Below are 16017 nucleotides of genomic sequence, written 5' to 3' on the forward strand. Positions count from 1 at the left end.
GACCATGAAACTCGCAGTGGTGGGCGGCGGTTCCACCTACACCCCCGAGTTGATCGACGGCTTCGCGCGGCTGCGCGACACCCTGCCGATCGGCGAGCTGGTGCTGATCGACCCCGCCACCGAGCGGCTGGAGCTGATCGGCGCGCTGGCCCGGCGGATCTTCGCCAGGCAGGGGCACCCCGGACGGGTCACCACCACCGCCGATCTCGACGCGGGCGTCGAGGGCGCCGACGCGGTGCTGCTCCAGCTGCGCATCGGCGGGCAGGCGGCCCGGCTGCAGGACGAGACCTGGCCGCTGGAATGCGGCTGCGTCGGGCAGGAGACCACGGGCGCCGGCGGGCTCGCCAAGGCGCTGCGGACGGTCCCGGTGGTACTGGACATCGCCGAGCGGGTCCGGCGGGCCAGCCCGGACGCCTGGATCATCGACTTCACCAACCCGGTCGGGATCGTCACCCGCGCCCTGCTCCGGGCGGGGCACAAGGCGGTCGGGCTGTGCAACGTCGCCATCGGCTTCCAGCGGAAGTTCGCGGCGCTGCTGGACCTGGCCCCGGCCGACATCCACCTGGACCACGTCGGGCTCAACCACCTCACGTGGGAGCTCGGCGTGCGCAAGGGCGGCCCGGACGGCGAGGACCTGTTGCCGGGGCTGCTCGCCGAGCACGGGGAGGCCGTCGCCGCGGACCTGCGCCTGCCGCGCGCGGTACTGGACCGCCTCGGGGTCGTCCCCTCGTACTACCTGCGGTACTTCTACGCGCACGACGCGGTGGTGCGCGAGCTGGGCACGAAGCCCTCGCGGGCCGCCGAGGTGGCCGCGATGGAGAAGGAGCTGCTCGCCCTGTACGCCGATCCGGCGCTGGACGAGAAGCCGGAACTGCTGGCCAAGCGGGGCGGGGCCTTCTACTCGGAGGCGGCCGTGGACCTGGCGGCGGCGCTGCTGGGCGACGGTGGCCCGGGCCCGGCGGCCCTGCAGGTGGTCAACGCGCGCAACGACGGGACGCTGCCGTTCCTCCCGGACGACGCGGTGATCGAGGTGCAGGCCCGGGTGGACCGGTCCGGTCCGGTGCCGTTGGCCGTGCCCCGGCTGGACCCGCTGTACGCGGGACTGGTCGCGCACGTCACGGCGTACGAGGACCTGGCGCTGGACGCGGCCGTACGAGGCGGCCGCGAGCGGGTGTTCAAGGCGCTGCTGGCCCACCCGCTGGTCGGCCAGTTCGACCTCGCCGAGGGGCTCACCGACCGGCTCCTCGCGCACAACAAGGAGCACCTGGCATGGGCGTGAACGCTCCCGCCCGCCCCACGGGTCCCGCCCGTCCCGCACGGTCCGCCGCCGTCGTCGCCGTCGACGCGGGCAACAGCAAGACGGACGCGGCCCTGATCGCCGCGGACGGCACGGTCCTCGGCACCGGGCGCTCCGGCGGCTTCCAGCCGCAGCGCACCGGTGTCGAGGCGGCGGTGGACGTCCTGGCGCAGGCGGTCGCGGAGGCCGCCGAGGCGGCGGCGCTGCCCCTGCCGGGGCCCGGTGCGCCGTACGCCGACCAGGTCTCGGCCTGTCTGGCCAACGCCGACCTCCCGGTGGAGGAGCGGCAGCTCGCGGACGCCATCGGGGCGCGCGGCTGGGGGGCGGCGACCCGGGTGTTCAACGACACCTTCGCGATCCTGCGGGCCGGGCTTTCCGGTAGCGGGCCGCCGCGCGGGGTCGCCGTGGTGTGCGGGGCGGGCATCAACTGCGTGGGGATGCTGCCCGACGGGCGCACGGCCCGGTTCCCGGCCCTCGGGCAGATCTCCGGGGACTGGGGCGGCGGGGGCGGCCTGGCCGCGGAGGCCCTGTGGTGGGCGGCGCGTGCGGAGGACGGCCGCGGCGGTTCGACGCAGCTGGCGGCGGCGCTGCCGGAGCACTTCGGGCTCGGTTCGATGGCCGAGCTGATCGAGGCGCTGCACCTGGGGACCCTGGCGCAGCGCAGGACCCACGAGCTGGTGCCGGTGCTGTTCGCGGTGGCCGCGGCGGGCGATCCGGTGGCCTCGGCGATCGTGGAGCGGCAGGCGGACGAGGTGGTGGCGCTGGCGTCGGTGGCGCTGGCCCGGCTGGACCTGCTGGGCGAGGAGGCTCCGGTACTGCTCGGCGGCGGGGTGCTGACGGCCGGTCACGAGCAGTTGGACGGGCGGATCGCGGCGGGACTGGCGCGGCGGGCCCCGCGGGCCCGGGTGTCGGTGGTCGCGGCCCCGCCGGTGCTGGGCGCCGGGCTGCTGGGGCTGGACGCGCTCGGGGCCCTGCCCGAGGCCCATGGAAAACTCCGTGCCCATTTCGGGTGAACCCGCCCCGGGAGGCCCCGGTTCTGGAACCGTGGCGGCCGTGGAGTCCTATTCACGGTGAAGGGTGGGGTCGGCGCGCACAGGGGTGGATCCGGCACCGGGTGCTGTGGTTGACCGTCACTACGGCCATACTGCTGCGGAGCAGAGGACCAAGGGGGAGGTCACGGTGGCCATCACATCACGCGCGCCCGCGCCCGGGGGCGGTGTCGCCGTGCCGCCCGCCGGTCCGCCGCAGGCGCCACCCCGGCCCGGTACGGCCTGGGCCGAGGGGGTGGAGCGGCTGCGCGCGGCCGCGACGACAGAGCCCGGCAAGCTGCGGATCATCGGCGCGGTCCTGGCCGCCCTGGTCCTGCTGTTCGGCGGGGTGACCGTCCTGGAGATCTCCGGCCGGGTCGGCGCCGCGGAGGACGTGGTGGGCCGCAGCCAGCCGCTGAGCGCGGACGCGGCGAGCATCTACCGCTCGCTCGCGGACGCCGACACGGCCTCCTCCAGCGGTTTCCTGGCCGGCGGCGACGAGCCGCGGGAGGTCCGCCGGCGGTACGAGAAGGACATCTCCAACGCCTCGAAGCTGCTGGTGAGCGCGGCCGCCAACACCCGGGCGGACGAGGACTCCCGCAAGCAGATCGCGCTGCTGAGCGAGCAGCTGCCCCGCTACACGGGTCTGATCGAGCAGGCCCGGGCCACGAACAAGCAGGGGCTGCCGCTGGGCGGCGCCTATCTGCGGTACGCCAACGAGCAGATGAGCACCCAGCTGCTGCCCGCCGCGCAGCGGCTGTACGAGGTGGAGACGGACCGGCTCTACACGGACTACGACGACGCCCGCTCGCTGCCGCTGGCCTCGCTCGGTACGGGGCTGCTCGCGCTCGCCGCGCTGGCGTGGGCGCAGCGCCGCAACTACCGGCGGACGAACCGGGTCTTCAACCACGGTCTCGTGGCGGCGACGGCCGCCTCGCTGGTGGTGCTGATGTGGCTGGCCGTGGGGCACACGGTCGCCCGGTCGGAGCTGGCGGAGGCCAGATCGGACGGGCAGGAGTCGCTGAAGGTGCTGAACGATGCGCGGATCGCCTCGCTCCAGGCGCGCGCCAGTGAGAACCTGACGCTGATCGCGCGGGGCGCCGTACTGGCCGCGGACAACAAGTCCGACAAGTACGACGTGGACTTCACGACCGAAATGAAGGAGCTGGACACCGGGCTGGCGACGGCGCTGAAGCTCGCCGACGACAGCAGTGGGCGGGAGCCGGTCGGCCGCGCCGCGGACGGTGTCACGCAGTGGAAGCAACGGCACGCGGCGGCCCGGGAGACCGACTTGCGCGGCGACTACCAGGACGCTTTGCCCCAGGTCATCGGGGACAAGGACCACAAGGACAGCAGCGGGGCCTCGTTCGACACGGTGGACGAGTCCCTGGAGCAGGCAGTGGCCCATGAGCAGAAGGAGTTCACCCGGGCGGCCCGGGGCGGGCTCGGCGCGCTGGGCGGTTTGGTGACGGGTTCGGCGGCCCTCGCGGTCGTCGGCGCCGCGGCGGCGCTGCTCGGCATCGGCCGCCGGCTTTCGGAGTACAGGTGACAGCGATGCGGATACGCGTGAAGTCCCAGGACGAGGGCCTCGACGGCGGAACCGGCCTGCGCCGGCCGGCGGGGCGGCTGCGCGGCTGGGGCGGGGTGAGCGCCATGGCCGCCGCCTGCGCGGTGACGGCCGCGGCCGTCCTGCTGCCGCTGGCCCATGCCGCCCCGGAAACCGGCCACCCGGCCGTGGTCCGCGAGCCCGCCTCCATGGCGGCCGCCCCGGCGCCCTGGTCGCTCACCGACACCTGCCAGGACCCGGAGGCCAGCCTGCGCCCGTCCGGCGTGGACGGCCCGGCCATCGAGCGGATCCGCAAGGCGGGCAAACTCGTCGCGGGCGTGGACCAGAACAGCTTCAAGTGGGGCTACCGCAACCCGGTCGACGGCCGCCTCGACGGGTTCGACATCGCCCTGGTCAAGGCCATCGCGAAGGACATCCTGGGCGACGAGAACGCGGTCATCTACCGGGCCATCCCCACCAGCCAGCGCGTCCCCGCCCTCCAGGACGGCCGCGTCGACGTCGTCGTGCGGACCATGACGATCAACTGCAAGCGGCTGGAGGACGTCGCCTTCTCGACGGCGTACTTCGAGGCCGGACAGCAGGTCCTCGCCCCCAAGGGCTCGCCGATCACCGGGTACGACGCCTCGCTGAAGGACCGCCGGATCTGCACCGCGGCCGGCTCCACGGCCGAGGCGGCGCTCAAGGCCCAGCCGTACGGCTCGGTCCCGGTCAGCGTCCCCAACCAGCTCGACTGCCTGGTCCGGCTCCAGCTCGGCGAGGTGGACGGCATCATCACGGACAACGCGCTCGCGGCCGGGCAGGCCGCGCAGGACCCGTCGGTGCGCCTCGTCGGCTCCCCGTTCACCAAGGAGTTCTACGGGGTCGCCATGAACAAGGACGCCTCCGACCTGGTGCGCCGGGTCAACAAGGTGCTTGAGGACTACCGCGCCGGCGGTGACAACAGCCTCTGGATGCAGGCCTACGTGACGCACCTCAAGCCCGTCCTGCCCGGAGTGGCAGGACCGCCCGCGCCGAAGTACCGGGACGGCTGAGGCAGGTGGCAGAGTCGGAGCCCGATGTCAGGAAAGCGGAGGCGGGGTCTTTGGAAGCGCAGTCGGCAGTGATGGACCGGGACGACGTCGACCGGGCCCTGGCCCGGCTCGGCGCGGAGCACGAGGCCGTCGAGACCTCGCTGCTCGCCCTCCAGGACCACGCGGGACGCCGGCTGCTGGAAGGGGCCGGGCTCACCGGCGTCACCAAGGAGCGGTGGGCCGAGGCCGACGCCGCCATCACCCGGCTGTGGACGTACTTCGACGCCTACAGCGGGGCGCTGGGCGCTGCCCGGGAGATCCGCGAGCGGCGCCGCTGGCCGGGTCGCGAAGAGCTGATCGAGCTGACCGAGCGGCTGCGCGGGCCCGGCGTGCTGATCGCCGGGGCCGCGGCGGAGGGCGTGGCGCTGGCGGAGCGGCTCTCGCTCGCCGAGCTGGTGGCCCGCATGAACGAGCTGTACGCGAGCTCGCTGGACGTCGTGGTGGCCGCCGATTCGGTCTGGTCGGCGCTGCCCGCCCGCATCGACCTGCTCGCGGCCGAACTGCACCGCACCCGCTCGCTGGCCCACTCCGTGGGGGTCCGCCCGGGTGAACACCCCTCGGGCGACGACCTGGAGGCGATCACCGCCGAGCTGACCGGGCTGCGGGCGCAGGTGATCGCGGATCCGCTGGCGTTCTGGCAGCCGGTGGCGGGGAGTTCCGCGCCCGGCGGCGGCCGTCCGGACACCACCCGTTACGACCGGGCCGCGGTCGCGCTGGAGGACGTACGCCGGGAGATCGAGGCGGTCCTGGCCGTACGGCAGGACGCCGAGCAGCGCCTGATCAGCCTGCGGGACGTGCTCTCGCGGGCCGACCGGACGCTGGCGGAGGCCCGGATCGCACGCGGCGAGGTGCTGGCGAAGATCGCGGCGTCGGAGGTTCCGGTGGTCAGCGGGCCGCCGACGGCACTGCAGGAGCAGCTGGCGGCGGCGGCCGATTACCGGCGCCAGGCCCAGTGGCACCGGCTCTCGCCGCTGTTGGAATCGCTGGAGGAGCGGGCCGAGGAGGAACTGCGCCGGGCCCGCGAATCGTTGACGGCCGTGACGGCTCCCCTGGCGGTGCGGGCCGAACTGCGCGGGCGGTTGGACGCGTACAAGGCGAAGGTGGCCCGGCACGGGATGGCGGAGGATCCGCTGCTGATCGAGCGGTACGACACGGCCCGGCGGATGCTGTGGAGCGCGCCCTGCGACCTGCGGGCCGCCGAGCAGGCCGTGCTGCGCTACCAAGCGGCGACGGCCGAGTCACTGGCACCGCCGCAGCCGCAGTACCGGCCCGAGGGGCCCGGAGAGGAGGACGCATGAGTCTGGTCGGAACCGCGTGCGTTCGCCCCGGCTGCCCGGGGTCGTACGAGGACATGGGCGACGGCGGGCTGTACTGCGACACCTGCGGTCTGGCGCCGGTCGGCGCCGTCGCCGCGGGTGCGGAGGAGCTGGTCTCGCCGCCGACGGGGATGACGAGCGCGGCCCGGCACGGCGACTCCCGGGGCTCGCAGGGCTCGCACGGCTCGGCCCGGTCGGGCCGGTCGGGGTCGACATCGGCCTCGGCGCGCTCCTCGCGTTCGTCGTCCTCGCGCCGCTCCGTGTCGGGCCGGCTCTCCCGCTCCCTGCCGGGCGCCGCGTCCACCCGCTCGGTGTCGGTGCGCAGTTCGGGTTCGGCGGCCGGGCCCTCGGGGCGCAGCCGACTGGGCGCCGGGCTGGTCAACGTCCCGGAGGTGCCGCGTCCGGATCCCTCGGCGGCGGTGCTGGAGAACCCGGAGGTGCCGGAGCGCAAGCGGTTCTGCTCGCGCTCGGACTGCGGGGCTCCGGTGGGCCGGGCCCGCGGGGACCGGCCGGGCCGGACCGAGGGCTTCTGCACCAAGTGCGGCCACCCGTACTCCTTCGTGCCCAAGCTGCGTGCGGGAGAGGTCGTGCACGGCCAGTACGAGGTGGCGGGCTGCCTGGCGCACGGCGGCCTCGGCTGGGTGTACCTGGCGGTGGACCGGGCCGTGTCGGACCGGTGGGTGGTGCTCAAGGGCCTGCTGGACACCGGGGACCAGGACGCGATGGCCGCGGCGATCTCGGAGCGGCGCTTCCTGGCGGAGATCGAGCACTCCAACATCGTGCGGATCTACAACTTCGTGGAGCACCTGGACCAGCGTACGGGTTCGCTCGACGGGTACATCGTCATGGAGTACGTCGGCGGCAAGTCGCTGAAGGAGATAGCGAACGAGCGGCGGCGGCCGGACGGCCGCCGCGATCCGCTGCCGGTGGAGCAGGCCTGCGCGTACGGCATCGAGGCGCTGGAGGCGCTCGGGCACCTGCACAGCCGGAACCTGCTGTACTGCGACTTCAAGGTCGACAACGCGATCCAGCAGCAGGACCAGCTGAAGCTGATCGACATGGGCGCGGTGCGCCGGATGGACGACGAGGAGTCGGCCATCTACGGCACGGTGGGCTACCAGGCGCCGGAGGTGGCCGAGCTCGGCCCCTCGGTCGCCTCCGACCTGTACACGGTGGCGCGGACGCTGGCCGTCCTGACCTTCGACTTCCAGGGCTACACGAACGTGTTCGTGGACTCGCTGCCGGATCCGGAGCACATCGAGGTGTTCGGGCGGTACGAGTCCTTCTACCGGCTGCTGGTCCGGGCGACCGACCCGGATCCGGGTCGGCGGTTCTCGTCCGCGCAGGAGATGGCGGACCAGCTGACAGGCGTGCTGCGGGAGGTCGTCGCCCTGCAGACGGGCCGGCCCCGACCGCAGGTCTCCACGCTGTTCGGGCCGGAGCTCCGGGTGCTGGACACCCGGCTGTTCGCCGACGTGGCGGGGGCCGAGGTGTCCCGGCTGGGCGCGCGGGCGCTGCCGGCTCCCGCGGCGGGACGCAGGCTCGGACGCAGGCCGGGGCCGTCGGCCCTGCCGCCCGCTGCGGCGGCCGTCGTGTCCGCGGTCCCTGCGGGGACGCCGGGGGCGGCCGCCCTCGCGGCGCCCCTCGGGACCACGGCGACCCACCGGGCCGGCGGCCCGGCGGCCGGAGCCGTGCCCGCAGGCGCCGTCCCGGCTGCGCGCCAGGCCCCGGGGCCGGCCGGCCGGCACATCCCGGGGGCGGATCCCGCGGCGGGCGGACCCGTGGCGGCCGGCCCCGGGGCGGTGCCCGTACCGGCCGTACGCCCCGGCGAACTGGCCGCGCTCGACGCCCGGGACATGGCGCTGGCCCTGCCCGTGCCGCTGGTCGACGCGGGCGACCCGAACGCCGGCTTCCTGGCCGGACTTCTGGCCTCGGCACCGGGCGACCTGCTGGGCGCCCTGCGCTCGGCGCCCGCCGATTCGGCGGAGCTGCGGCTGCGCGAGCTGCGGGCCCGTCTGGAGCTCGGCGAACTCGCCGCAGCCGGCGGCGCCCTGACCGACCTGGAAGCCCGGCACCCTGACGACTGGCGGGTGGTGTGGGCCCGCGGGATCGCCTCGCTGGCCACCGGCGAGGACGAGATAGCGGCGCTGTCCTTCGACGCCATCTACGACGCCTTCCCGGGCGAGCCCGCGCCGAAGTTGGCGCTGGGCCTGTGCGCGGAGATCCTGGGCCAGCTGGACAACGCCGCCGAGTACTACCGGCTGGTGTGGATCACCGACCCGGGATTCGTGAGCGCGGCCTTCGGGCTGGCCCGCGTCCAGCTCGCCGCGGGCGACCGGCCCGGGGCGGTGCGCACGCTGGAGTCCGTGCCCGAGGCGTCGATCCACTACACGGCCGCACGGGTGGCGGCGGTACGGGCACGCCTGCGCGACCGGTCTCCCGAGGAGGCCCTGCTGCCGGATCTGGCGGCCGCTGCCGCGCAGGTGGAGGCCCTGGAGCGGTTCGGGCTGGACGCGGTGCGCCACGAGCGGCTGTCGACGGAGGTTCTGGGCTCGGCCCTGGACTGGGTACTGTCGGGTAGCCGGGGTTCCGACCCCGGTCGGACCTCGCTGCTCGGCAGTCAACTGGACGAGCGGGGCCTGCGCTTCGGCCTGGAGCGCTCGTACCGCGTACTCGCGCGGCTGGCGCAGCGAGGCGAGGACAGGATCGAACTGGTGGAGCGGGCAAACCGTTTCCGTCCCCGGACGTGGGTGTGAGTGATGTCGATGCATCGGCCGTCTGGCTGCCCCAGCTGCGCGGAGCCCCTCGAGGAGGGTGACCGGTTCTGCGGCGTCTGCGGCTCCCCCGTGTCCGCCGCGCCCCCACCCGTGTCCCGGGACAACCCGACCCTGCCGATCCCGCCGCTCCCGGCGGGCCCGGCCGGCGGGTACGCCCTCGCGGAGCCCGCGCCCGGGTGGGGCAGTGTCGCGGCCGGTGCGGCGCCCACGCTGGTCGGGGACTCCGCCGGCTGGTCCGCATCGGCGGATCCGGCCGCCGAGCCCGGCGCGGAGCCGGCCGCACGGCCGATGCCCGATGCGGCCGCCGCCGCGCGGCCGGCCGCGGAGCCCGTCGCCCCGCCGCTCGCCGCGCCCGTCGCCGAGGCCGCGCCCGTACCGCCGCAGGGCCCCTCGTACGGGGCGCCCGTGCCTGCGTACGGCGGCGTGCCCGATCCGGCGGCCGGCGGCGAGATCCGCCACGACCGGCCCGGCAGTACCGCCACCCCCGCCGAAGGGACCCCCTGGGGCGCGGCCGAAGCCGCGTACGGCGCCGCCGGCCCCGGGCACGAGGACCCGTACGCCTCCGGCACCCCGCAGGGCAGCGGTCCCGCGGCCGCCGACGGCGGGAAGACCTGCGTGGCCTGCCGGGCCGGGCGGGTCGACACCGACGGGTACTGCGAGCACTGCGGGCACGCCCAGCCGCGGGAGCGGGACCACCTCGAGGAGGAGCTCGGCAGCGTCGCCGCCGTCAGCGACCGGGGGCTGCGCCACCACCGCAACGAGGACTCGTTCGCGGTCGCGGCCACCGCCCTGCCCGACGGCTCGGCCGCCACCGTGGCCATCGTCTGCGACGGCGTCTCCTCCGCCAGCCGCCCCGACGAGGCATCTGCCGCCGCGGCCGGCGCCGCCAACGAGGCCCTGCTCGAAGCCCTCCCGCGCGGCGCGCACCCCCAGGAGGCCATGCACGACGCCATCCTGGCGGCGGCCGCCGCCGTGAACGCCCTGGCCCCGGAGGTCCCCGGCGCGCAGAACGCCCCCGCCTGCACCCTGGTCGGCGCCGTCGTCAGCGGCGGCCTGCTGACCATCGGCTGGGTCGGCGACAGCCGCGCGTACTGGGTCCCCGACGACCGCGACGCGCTGCCGCGCCGCCTCACCGAGGACGACTCCTGGGCGGCCCAGATGGTCGCGGCGGGGCTGATGGGCGAGGCCGAGGCCTACGCCGACGTCCGCGCCCACGCCATCACCGGCTGGCTCGGGGCCGACGCGTACGACCTGGAGCCGCACACCGCCACCTTCAAGCCGGACCACGCGGGCGTCGTGGTCGTCTGCACCGACGGCCTGTGGAACTACGCCGAGTCCGCCCAGGACATGGCCCAGGTGCTGCCCGCGGACGCCGCCGCCCGCCCCCTGCACAGTGCGCAGGTCCTGGTGGGGCACGCCCTCGACGGGGGCGGCCACGACAACGTCACGGTCGCCGTCGTCCCGTTCGCCGCGCCGGCCGGGCCGGGAGCGGCGCAGGCACCGGCGGCCGTGGCGACTGCGTCGAGGCCGGAACAGCCGCAAGCGGAATCGGAAACGGAAGCGGAAGTACGCCCTCAGGGCTGATCCGGCTGATCCACCCGCCCCGTCCCCCGTCCCTCTCCTAGGAGTCCAACCGATGGCGAACTTCGCCAAGCCGAGCGCCCCGCGCTTCAGCGTGGAGGTGTACCAGAACGAGTTCCTCCCCGAGGGCGGGCGGGACGTCCACGCCATCGTCACGGTCACGTCCACCGGCGGCGCCACCGCCACCCGCGCGGCGGCCGCCCACGGCTCGGCCGCCGTCGTGATCATGGTGGACTGCTCGGGGTCCATGGAGTACCCGCCGGACAAGATGCGCGGCGCCCGCGAGGCCACCGCCGCTGCGATCGACACCCTGCGCGACGGCACCGCGTTCGCCGTCATCGCCGGGACGCACGTGGCCAAGGAGGTCTACCCCGGCCAGGGCCGCCTCGCCGTCGCCGACGCGGCCACCCGGGCCCAGGCCAAGGAGGCCCTGCGGTCCCTGAGTTCCGGCGGCGGCACCGCCATCGGCACCTGGCTGCGCCTCGCCGACGGCCTGCTGCGCCAGTCCACGGCCGCCATACGGCACGGCATCCTGCTGACCGACGGCCGCAACGAGCACGAGGACCCGGCGGTGCTCAGCGCCACCCTCGACGCCTGCGCGGGCCGCTTCACCTGCGACGCCCGCGGGGTGGGGACCGACTGGGAGGTCAAGGAGGTCACCGGCATCGCGAGCGCCCTGCTCGGCTCGGCCGACATCGTCGCCGATCCGGCGCACCTCACCGAGGACTTCACGCTCATGATGGAGAACGTCATGGGCAAGGAGGTCGCGGACGTCGCGCTGCGCCTGTGGACCCCGGTCGGCGTGGAGATCCAGTACGTCAAGCAGGTCGCGCCCACCGTCCAGGACCTCAGCGACCGCCGTACCGAGGCGGGCCCGCGCGCCGGCGACTACCCGACCGGGTCGTGGGGCGACGAGTCCCGCGAGTACCACGTGTGCGTCCGGGTCCCGGCCGCCTCCGTGGGACAGGAGATGCTGGCCGCCCGGGCCACGCTCCTGCTCCCCGGCGCGCCGGGCGAACCGCCGGCCACGCTCGCGCAGGGCCTGGTCCGGGCGGTGTGGACGGACGATCTGGCCGCCTCCACCGCCATCAACCCGCAGGTCGCCCACTACACGGGGCAGGCGGAGCTCGCGCAGGCTATCCAACAGGGCCTGGAAGCGCGCAAACTGGGCGATGTCGACGGCGCCACGGCCAAGCTCGGCCGTGCCGTGCAGCTGGCCAGTGCCTCCGGAAACGCGGACACGGCCAAATTGCTCGCGAAGGTGGTGGATGTCGTCGATGCCGCGGCGGGTACTGTGCGGCTGAAGGCGAAGGTCGCGGATGCCGACGAGATGACCCTCGAAACGCGTTCGATCCAGACCGTCCGAGTGAAGAAGACCTGAGAGACCTGAGAGACCTGACGCGAAGACGCAGGCTGAAGGGGGAAGAGCCGCCATGCCGACCTGCCCGAACGGGCACCAGTCCGCCTCCGACGACTGGTGCGAGGTCTGCGGCCACCGCATGGCTGCCGCCACGGGTGCGCCCGCGGCGCCCTCCTACGGCTACGGCTACCCTCCCACCGCCGGTGAGCCGACCGCCCAGGCGGAACTCTGCCCGCAGTGCCGGACCCCGCGCGAGGCCATGGCCCCGTTCTGCGAGGAGTGCCGGTACAACTTCCTGACCCGCTCGGCGACCTCGTACGCGCCGCTCGGCACGGACGCAGGAGGCCTCGGCGGGAACGGCGCCGGGGCCACCCCGCCGCCTCCGCCTCCCGCGCCGCCGGCTCCTGCCCCGGCGCCGTTCTCCCAGGACCACTTCGAGTACCAGGGCTCCCGACCGTCCCGGGTCAACCGGCCGGCGGAGCCGCTGCAGCGCGAGGACGACTGGCTGCTGCCGCCCCCGGCGCACGAACAGCAGCACGCCCAGCCGCAGCAGCAGTACCGGCAGCAGCCCCCGCCGCAGCAGGAGTACCGGCAGCCGGAATACCCGCAGCAGCACGAGTACCAGCAGCCCCACCAGCCTCAGCACCAGCCCCAGTCCCAGCAGCCGTTCCCGCCGCAGAGCACCGGCGCCTGGAGCGCGACGATCGGCCCGGACCGCTCGTACTTCATGGCGATGATGCAGCGCAGCGGCCCCGAGGCGGCCGGGCTCAACCTGCCCGCCTACTCCCCGGAGCAGCATCTTCCTCTCTCCGGCGGCCAGATCACCATCGGCCGCCGCCGCGCCTCGACGGGCGAGTCCCCGGACATCGACCTGTCGGTGCCCCCGGAGGACCCGGGCGTCTCCCACCAGCACGCGGTGCTCGTCCAGCAGCCCGACCTCAGCTGGGCGGTGGTGGACCAGAACTCCACCAACGGCACCACGATCAACGGCGGCGAGGAGCCGATCCAGCCCTACGTCCCGGTCCTGCTCACCGACGGCGACCAGGTCCACGTGGGCGCCTGGACCACCATCACCATCCGCCGGGGCTGATCCCGGGCTGCTGCGCTACTCCCCCAGAGGCCATACGTACGGGCCCTGGGGGTCGTCGAGCCAGGACCACTGTCCCCCGCCGCTGACCGTCACCCCGAACCGCTCGCGGCCCGGCCTGCCCTCGCCGCGCCACAGGTCCAGGGCCTCGCGCGGGTGCAGCGCGCCCGCGGTCAGGACGAGCATGAACTGGAACCGCTCGTTCTCCACCAGCTCGTACGGGAGCCCGTACGGCAGCCCGGGCGCGTTCGGCGAGGCCTCGGCCCCGCGCAACGGGACGAAGTACGCCGGGGTGTGCAGGAACCGGCCCTCCGCGAAGTCGGCGTCACGGACCGTGAGCGCGATCAGCCCGGTCGACAGCGGAGCCAGGATCCGCGCCCCCGGCCGGCACTGGCCGAGCCAGGCGTGCGGGATCAGCGGCAGCGTGCAGGTCACCAGGATCCGGTCGAACGGGGCCCGGGAGGGACAGCCGCGCGCCCCGTCCCCGGTGACCACGGCCGGCCGGTAACCGAGCCGGGCCAGGTGCGCCCGCGCGGACTCGGTGATCTCCTCGTCCAGGTCCACCGTGGTGACGTGCTCGTCGCCGAGCCGGTGGCACAGCAGCGCGGCGTTGTAGCCGGTGCCGGCGCCGATCTCCAGCACGTCGTCCCCGTCGCGGACGTCCAGCGCCTGCAGCATCTTCGCCATGAGGGACGGCTGGCTGCTGGAGGAGACCAGTTCGCCGTCGCGCAGCCGGGTGGCGATCGGGCCGTCCGTGTAGACCCCGCGCAGCCAGCGGGCGCGGTGGGCCGGGTCCGGGTCCTCGCCCCACAGCCTCTCGTGACCGGCGCCGCGGCCGGTGAAGAAGTACGGGACGAAGACGTGCCGGGGCACCGCCGCGAAGGCCGAGCGCCAGGCGGGATCCTGCAGCACCCCGGCAGCGGTCAGCTCCCGCACCTGGGCGGCGTGGGCGGCGTCCCGCAGGTCCCGCGTCTCGGCGTGGGGGGCCTGCGCGGGGTGGGCGGAGTGTGCGGCGTGTGCACCCATGGCTCCACTGTCCTGCGACCGGGCCCGGGAGGCGAGCGGTGGCCGTGGGAGCCGGGCTGTCGCGGGAGCCGGGGGCCGCGGGGCGAGGTGGCGGGGCGGCGGTCGCGAAGGGCGCGGGGGCGGTCGCGGGGGGCGCGGCGGTCGCGGGGCGGTCGCGGGGCGGTCGCGGGGCGGCGGTCGAGGGGCCGGTGGTCCTAAGTCCCCGGTCCTCCGTCCGGGCGTCTGAGACGATGGTCGGGTGAATGAGATTCCGCGGGGCACGCTTCAGGAGCAGACGTTTTACGAGCAGGTGGGCGGCGAGGAGACGTTCCGCCGCCTGGTGCGGCGCTTCTACCAGGGGGTCGCGGAGGACCCGCTGCTGCGCCCGATGTACCCGGAGGGGGACCTCGGCCCCGCCGAGGAGCGGTTCGCCCTGTTCCTGATGCAGTACTGGGGCGGTCCGAACACGTACAGCGAGAACCGCGGCCACCCGCGCCTGCGGATGCGGCACTCCCCGTTCCAGGTGGACGCCGCGGCGCACGACGCGTGGCTGGGGCACATGCGCGTGGCGGTGGACGAGCTGGGCCTGGCGCCGGAACACGAGGCGCAGCTGTGGCGGTACCTGACGTACGCCGCCGCATCGATGATCAACACCGCGGGCTAGCGCGTACGAGCGCCCGTACGGCCGTCCGTACGCGGAACCCCGGGCGGAGGGCGGACCCGGAGCCTCTAGACCGGCCGGACCTGGAGTGCGCCCAGGCCGCCGTTGTCGCCGGGGCGGCGCATCGCGATCGAGCCGTACGGGGTGCGCAGCCGGAGCCAGCTGCCCGAGACGAGCAGGGCCACCGGCTCGGGGGCGCCGGGCGCGGAGGCACCGCTCGGCACGGCCGACCGGATCGGCCGCAGGAAGCCCAGGGACTGCGCGGCGTGAACGGCGCGCAGCGGGAGCTCGGTGTCGCCCAGCGTCCGGGACCAGATCTCACGGCCGATGCGGTCCCGCTCGGACCGGGTCCGGTGCTGCGGGGGCAGGGCCTCGTCACGGGCCCGGAACTCGGCGACGGAGGCCGCCACGGCGGCCCGTACCTCCTCGGGACCGGGCAGCCCGGGCAGCTGCCGCCAGCCTCCCCGGGGCGGGAGCACCCCGGTCCAGGGCGGGCCGGTGACCGGCCCGGGCACAGTGGCGCTCGCGGTGGCCTCGTCGACGGATTCCAGCAGCTCACCGGCGGACACGGTCACGTCCAGCGGCCGGGAGACGGGCTCGGCGAGCCGCACCGTGCGGATGGCCAGCACCTCGAAGGAGGCCGGCCGTCCGAAGACGGCGAGCGCGCCGCCGCCCGCCTGCGCCTGCAGGCGGACCGCGGCGGCGCGGTCGTAGTGCACCAGCCGGCCCAGGAAGGCGGCGAGGTCCGCCGCCTCCCCGGAATCGGCGAAGCGCAGCTGCTCGGTCATGCCGCCAGGCGCCTTTCGGCGGCCTTGGCCTTGCCGGCCGGCTTGGCCGGCTCGTCGAGGTACTTCTCGAGGAAGTGCCTCTCCTCGGCCGTGATGCGGCGGGGCCGCCCCTCGGCGAGGTTGTACGGCACGACCACCGTCTCGGCGCGTACGTACACCGTCTCGGGTGCGTCCTCGGTCGCCTCGTCCTTGACCTCGTAGCGGATGGTCAGGGATGCGGCGCCGATCCGGGTCACCCAGGATTCGATGAGGACCGGCTCGTGACGGTGCACGAGGGGCAGCTTGTAGTCGATCTCGTGGCGGGCCACGACGGAGCCGCCCGTGAAGGACTCGCTGCCCTCCCCCGGCGCGAGGCGGAACATGAAGTCGATCCGCGCCTCCTCCAGATAGCGGAGGAAGACGACGTTGTTGACGTGCCCGAAGGCATCCATGTCCGCCCAGCGCAGGGGGCACCGGTAGTGGTGTCTGGCCATGTTGTCG

At 74.9% G+C, this 16017-nt stretch carries 13 protein-coding genes; 10 read left to right on the forward strand and 3 right to left on the reverse strand.

Going from position 1 to position 16017, the window contains the following annotated elements:
* Positions 1–4: 4 nt before the first annotated feature.
* The 9 genes from ACZ49B_RS24910 to ACZ49B_RS24950 all read left to right on the forward strand — a co-directional run bounded on the left by ACZ49B_RS24910 (position 5) and on the right by ACZ49B_RS24950 (position 13086).
* Positions 5–1279: a 6-phospho-beta-glucosidase gene (locus ACZ49B_RS24910; RefSeq protein WP_468309754.1), complete on the forward strand. Its 1275-nt coding sequence runs from the start codon at positions 5–7 to the stop codon at positions 1277–1279.
* Positions 1270–2310 (forward strand): N-acetylglucosamine kinase, encoded by a 1041-nt coding sequence (locus ACZ49B_RS24915; RefSeq protein WP_468309756.1) that lies wholly within the window; start codon positions 1270–1272, stop codon positions 2308–2310. The genes ACZ49B_RS24910 and ACZ49B_RS24915 overlap by 10 nt, the downstream gene beginning before the upstream one ends.
* A gap of 211 nt (positions 2311–2521) precedes the next feature.
* Entirely contained in the window at positions 2522–3874 is a 1353-nt protein-coding gene (locus ACZ49B_RS24920; protein WP_468309868.1) for a hypothetical protein, read from the forward strand.
* Positions 3875–3879: 5 nt separating this feature from the next.
* Positions 3880–4923 carry a glutamate ABC transporter substrate-binding protein gene (locus tag ACZ49B_RS24925; RefSeq protein ID WP_468309759.1) on the forward strand — a complete coding sequence of 348 codons (1044 nt, stop codon included), beginning with the start codon at positions 3880–3882 and terminating at the stop codon, positions 4921–4923.
* 71 nt (positions 4924–4994) lie between these two features.
* On the forward strand, positions 4995–6260 hold the full coding sequence (locus tag ACZ49B_RS24930) for a hypothetical protein (protein ID WP_468309870.1): 1266 nt from the start codon (positions 4995–4997) through the stop codon (positions 6258–6260).
* Positions 6257–9034: a serine/threonine-protein kinase gene (locus ACZ49B_RS24935; protein ID WP_468309762.1), complete on the forward strand. Its 2778-nt coding sequence runs from the start codon at positions 6257–6259 to the stop codon at positions 9032–9034. The genes ACZ49B_RS24930 and ACZ49B_RS24935 overlap by 4 nt, the downstream gene beginning before the upstream one ends.
* 3 nt (positions 9035–9037) lie before the next feature.
* Complete coding sequence (locus tag ACZ49B_RS24940) at positions 9038–10639, forward strand: protein phosphatase 2C domain-containing protein (protein ID WP_468309765.1); 1602 nt, start codon at positions 9038–9040, stop codon at positions 10637–10639.
* A 52-nt stretch (positions 10640–10691) separates the two neighbouring features.
* Positions 10692–12017, forward strand: coding sequence for a vWA domain-containing protein (locus ACZ49B_RS24945; RefSeq protein ID WP_468309768.1), 1326 nt, complete (start codon positions 10692–10694; stop codon positions 12015–12017).
* Between the two features lie 52 nt (positions 12018–12069).
* Positions 12070–13086 carry an FHA domain-containing protein gene (locus tag ACZ49B_RS24950; RefSeq protein ID WP_468309770.1) on the forward strand — a complete coding sequence of 339 codons (1017 nt, stop codon included), beginning with the start codon at positions 12070–12072 and terminating at the stop codon, positions 13084–13086.
* Between the two features lie 15 nt (positions 13087–13101).
* Here the strand turns inward: ACZ49B_RS24950 and ACZ49B_RS24955 are convergent, their stop codons facing one another.
* Positions 13102–14109, reverse strand: a complete 1008-nt coding sequence (locus ACZ49B_RS24955) for a methyltransferase domain-containing protein (RefSeq protein ID WP_468309773.1) — start codon at positions 14107–14109, stop codon at positions 13102–13104.
* 238 nt (positions 14110–14347) lie between these two features.
* Here ACZ49B_RS24955 and ACZ49B_RS24960 point away from each other — a divergent pair, with 238 nt between their 5' ends.
* The gene (locus ACZ49B_RS24960) at positions 14348–14752 is read left to right on the forward strand and encodes a globin (protein WP_468309776.1); all 405 of its coding nucleotides are present in this window, start codon (positions 14348–14350) and stop codon (positions 14750–14752) included.
* A gap of 65 nt (positions 14753–14817) precedes the next feature.
* Here ACZ49B_RS24960 and ACZ49B_RS24965 read toward each other — a convergent pair whose 3' ends face one another.
* Together ACZ49B_RS24965 and ACZ49B_RS24970 are read right to left on the reverse strand one after the other, a co-directional pair.
* Positions 14818–15537, reverse strand: coding sequence for a DUF8010 domain-containing protein (locus ACZ49B_RS24965; protein WP_468309779.1), 720 nt, complete (start codon positions 15535–15537; stop codon positions 14818–14820).
* The gene (locus ACZ49B_RS24970; RefSeq protein WP_399252495.1) at positions 15534–16010 is read right to left on the reverse strand and encodes an acyl-CoA thioesterase; all 477 of its coding nucleotides are present in this window, start codon (positions 16008–16010) and stop codon (positions 15534–15536) included. Before ACZ49B_RS24970 ends, ACZ49B_RS24965 begins: the two co-directional genes overlap by 4 nt.
* Between the last annotated feature and the right edge of the window lie 7 nt (positions 16011–16017).

The sequence above is a fragment of the Streptomyces sp. NPDC031132 genome, from assembly GCF_055570595.1.

What these genes read in the sequence shown, in the direction of transcription:
- ACZ49B_RS24910 (WP_468309754.1), top strand. Translation starts at nt 5, where the DNA reads ATGAAACTCGCAGTGGTGGGCGGCGGTTCCACCTACACCCCCGAGTTG.
- ACZ49B_RS24915 (WP_468309756.1), top strand. Translation starts at nt 1,270, where the DNA reads ATGGGCGTGAACGCTCCCGCCCGCCCCACGGGTCCCGCCCGTCCCGCA.
- ACZ49B_RS24925 (WP_468309759.1), top strand. Translation starts at nt 3,880, where the DNA reads ATGCGGATACGCGTGAAGTCCCAGGACGAGGGCCTCGACGGCGGAACC.
- ACZ49B_RS24930 (WP_468309870.1), top strand. Translation starts at nt 4,995, where the DNA reads ATGGACCGGGACGACGTCGACCGGGCCCTGGCCCGGCTCGGCGCGGAG.
- ACZ49B_RS24935 (WP_468309762.1), top strand. Translation starts at nt 6,257, where the DNA reads ATGAGTCTGGTCGGAACCGCGTGCGTTCGCCCCGGCTGCCCGGGGTCG.
- ACZ49B_RS24940 (WP_468309765.1), top strand. Translation starts at nt 9,038, where the DNA reads ATGTCGATGCATCGGCCGTCTGGCTGCCCCAGCTGCGCGGAGCCCCTC.
- ACZ49B_RS24945 (WP_468309768.1), top strand. Translation starts at nt 10,692, where the DNA reads ATGGCGAACTTCGCCAAGCCGAGCGCCCCGCGCTTCAGCGTGGAGGTG.
- ACZ49B_RS24950 (WP_468309770.1), top strand. Translation starts at nt 12,070, where the DNA reads ATGCCGACCTGCCCGAACGGGCACCAGTCCGCCTCCGACGACTGGTGC.
- ACZ49B_RS24955 (WP_468309773.1), bottom strand. Translation starts at nt 14,109, where the DNA reads ATGGGTGCACACGCCGCACACTCCGCCCACCCCGCGCAGGCCCCCCAC.
- ACZ49B_RS24965 (WP_468309779.1), bottom strand. Translation starts at nt 15,537, where the DNA reads ATGACCGAGCAGCTGCGCTTCGCCGATTCCGGGGAGGCGGCGGACCTC.
- ACZ49B_RS24970 (WP_399252495.1), bottom strand. Translation starts at nt 16,010, where the DNA reads ATGGCCAGACACCACTACCGGTGCCCCCTGCGCTGGGCGGACATGGAT.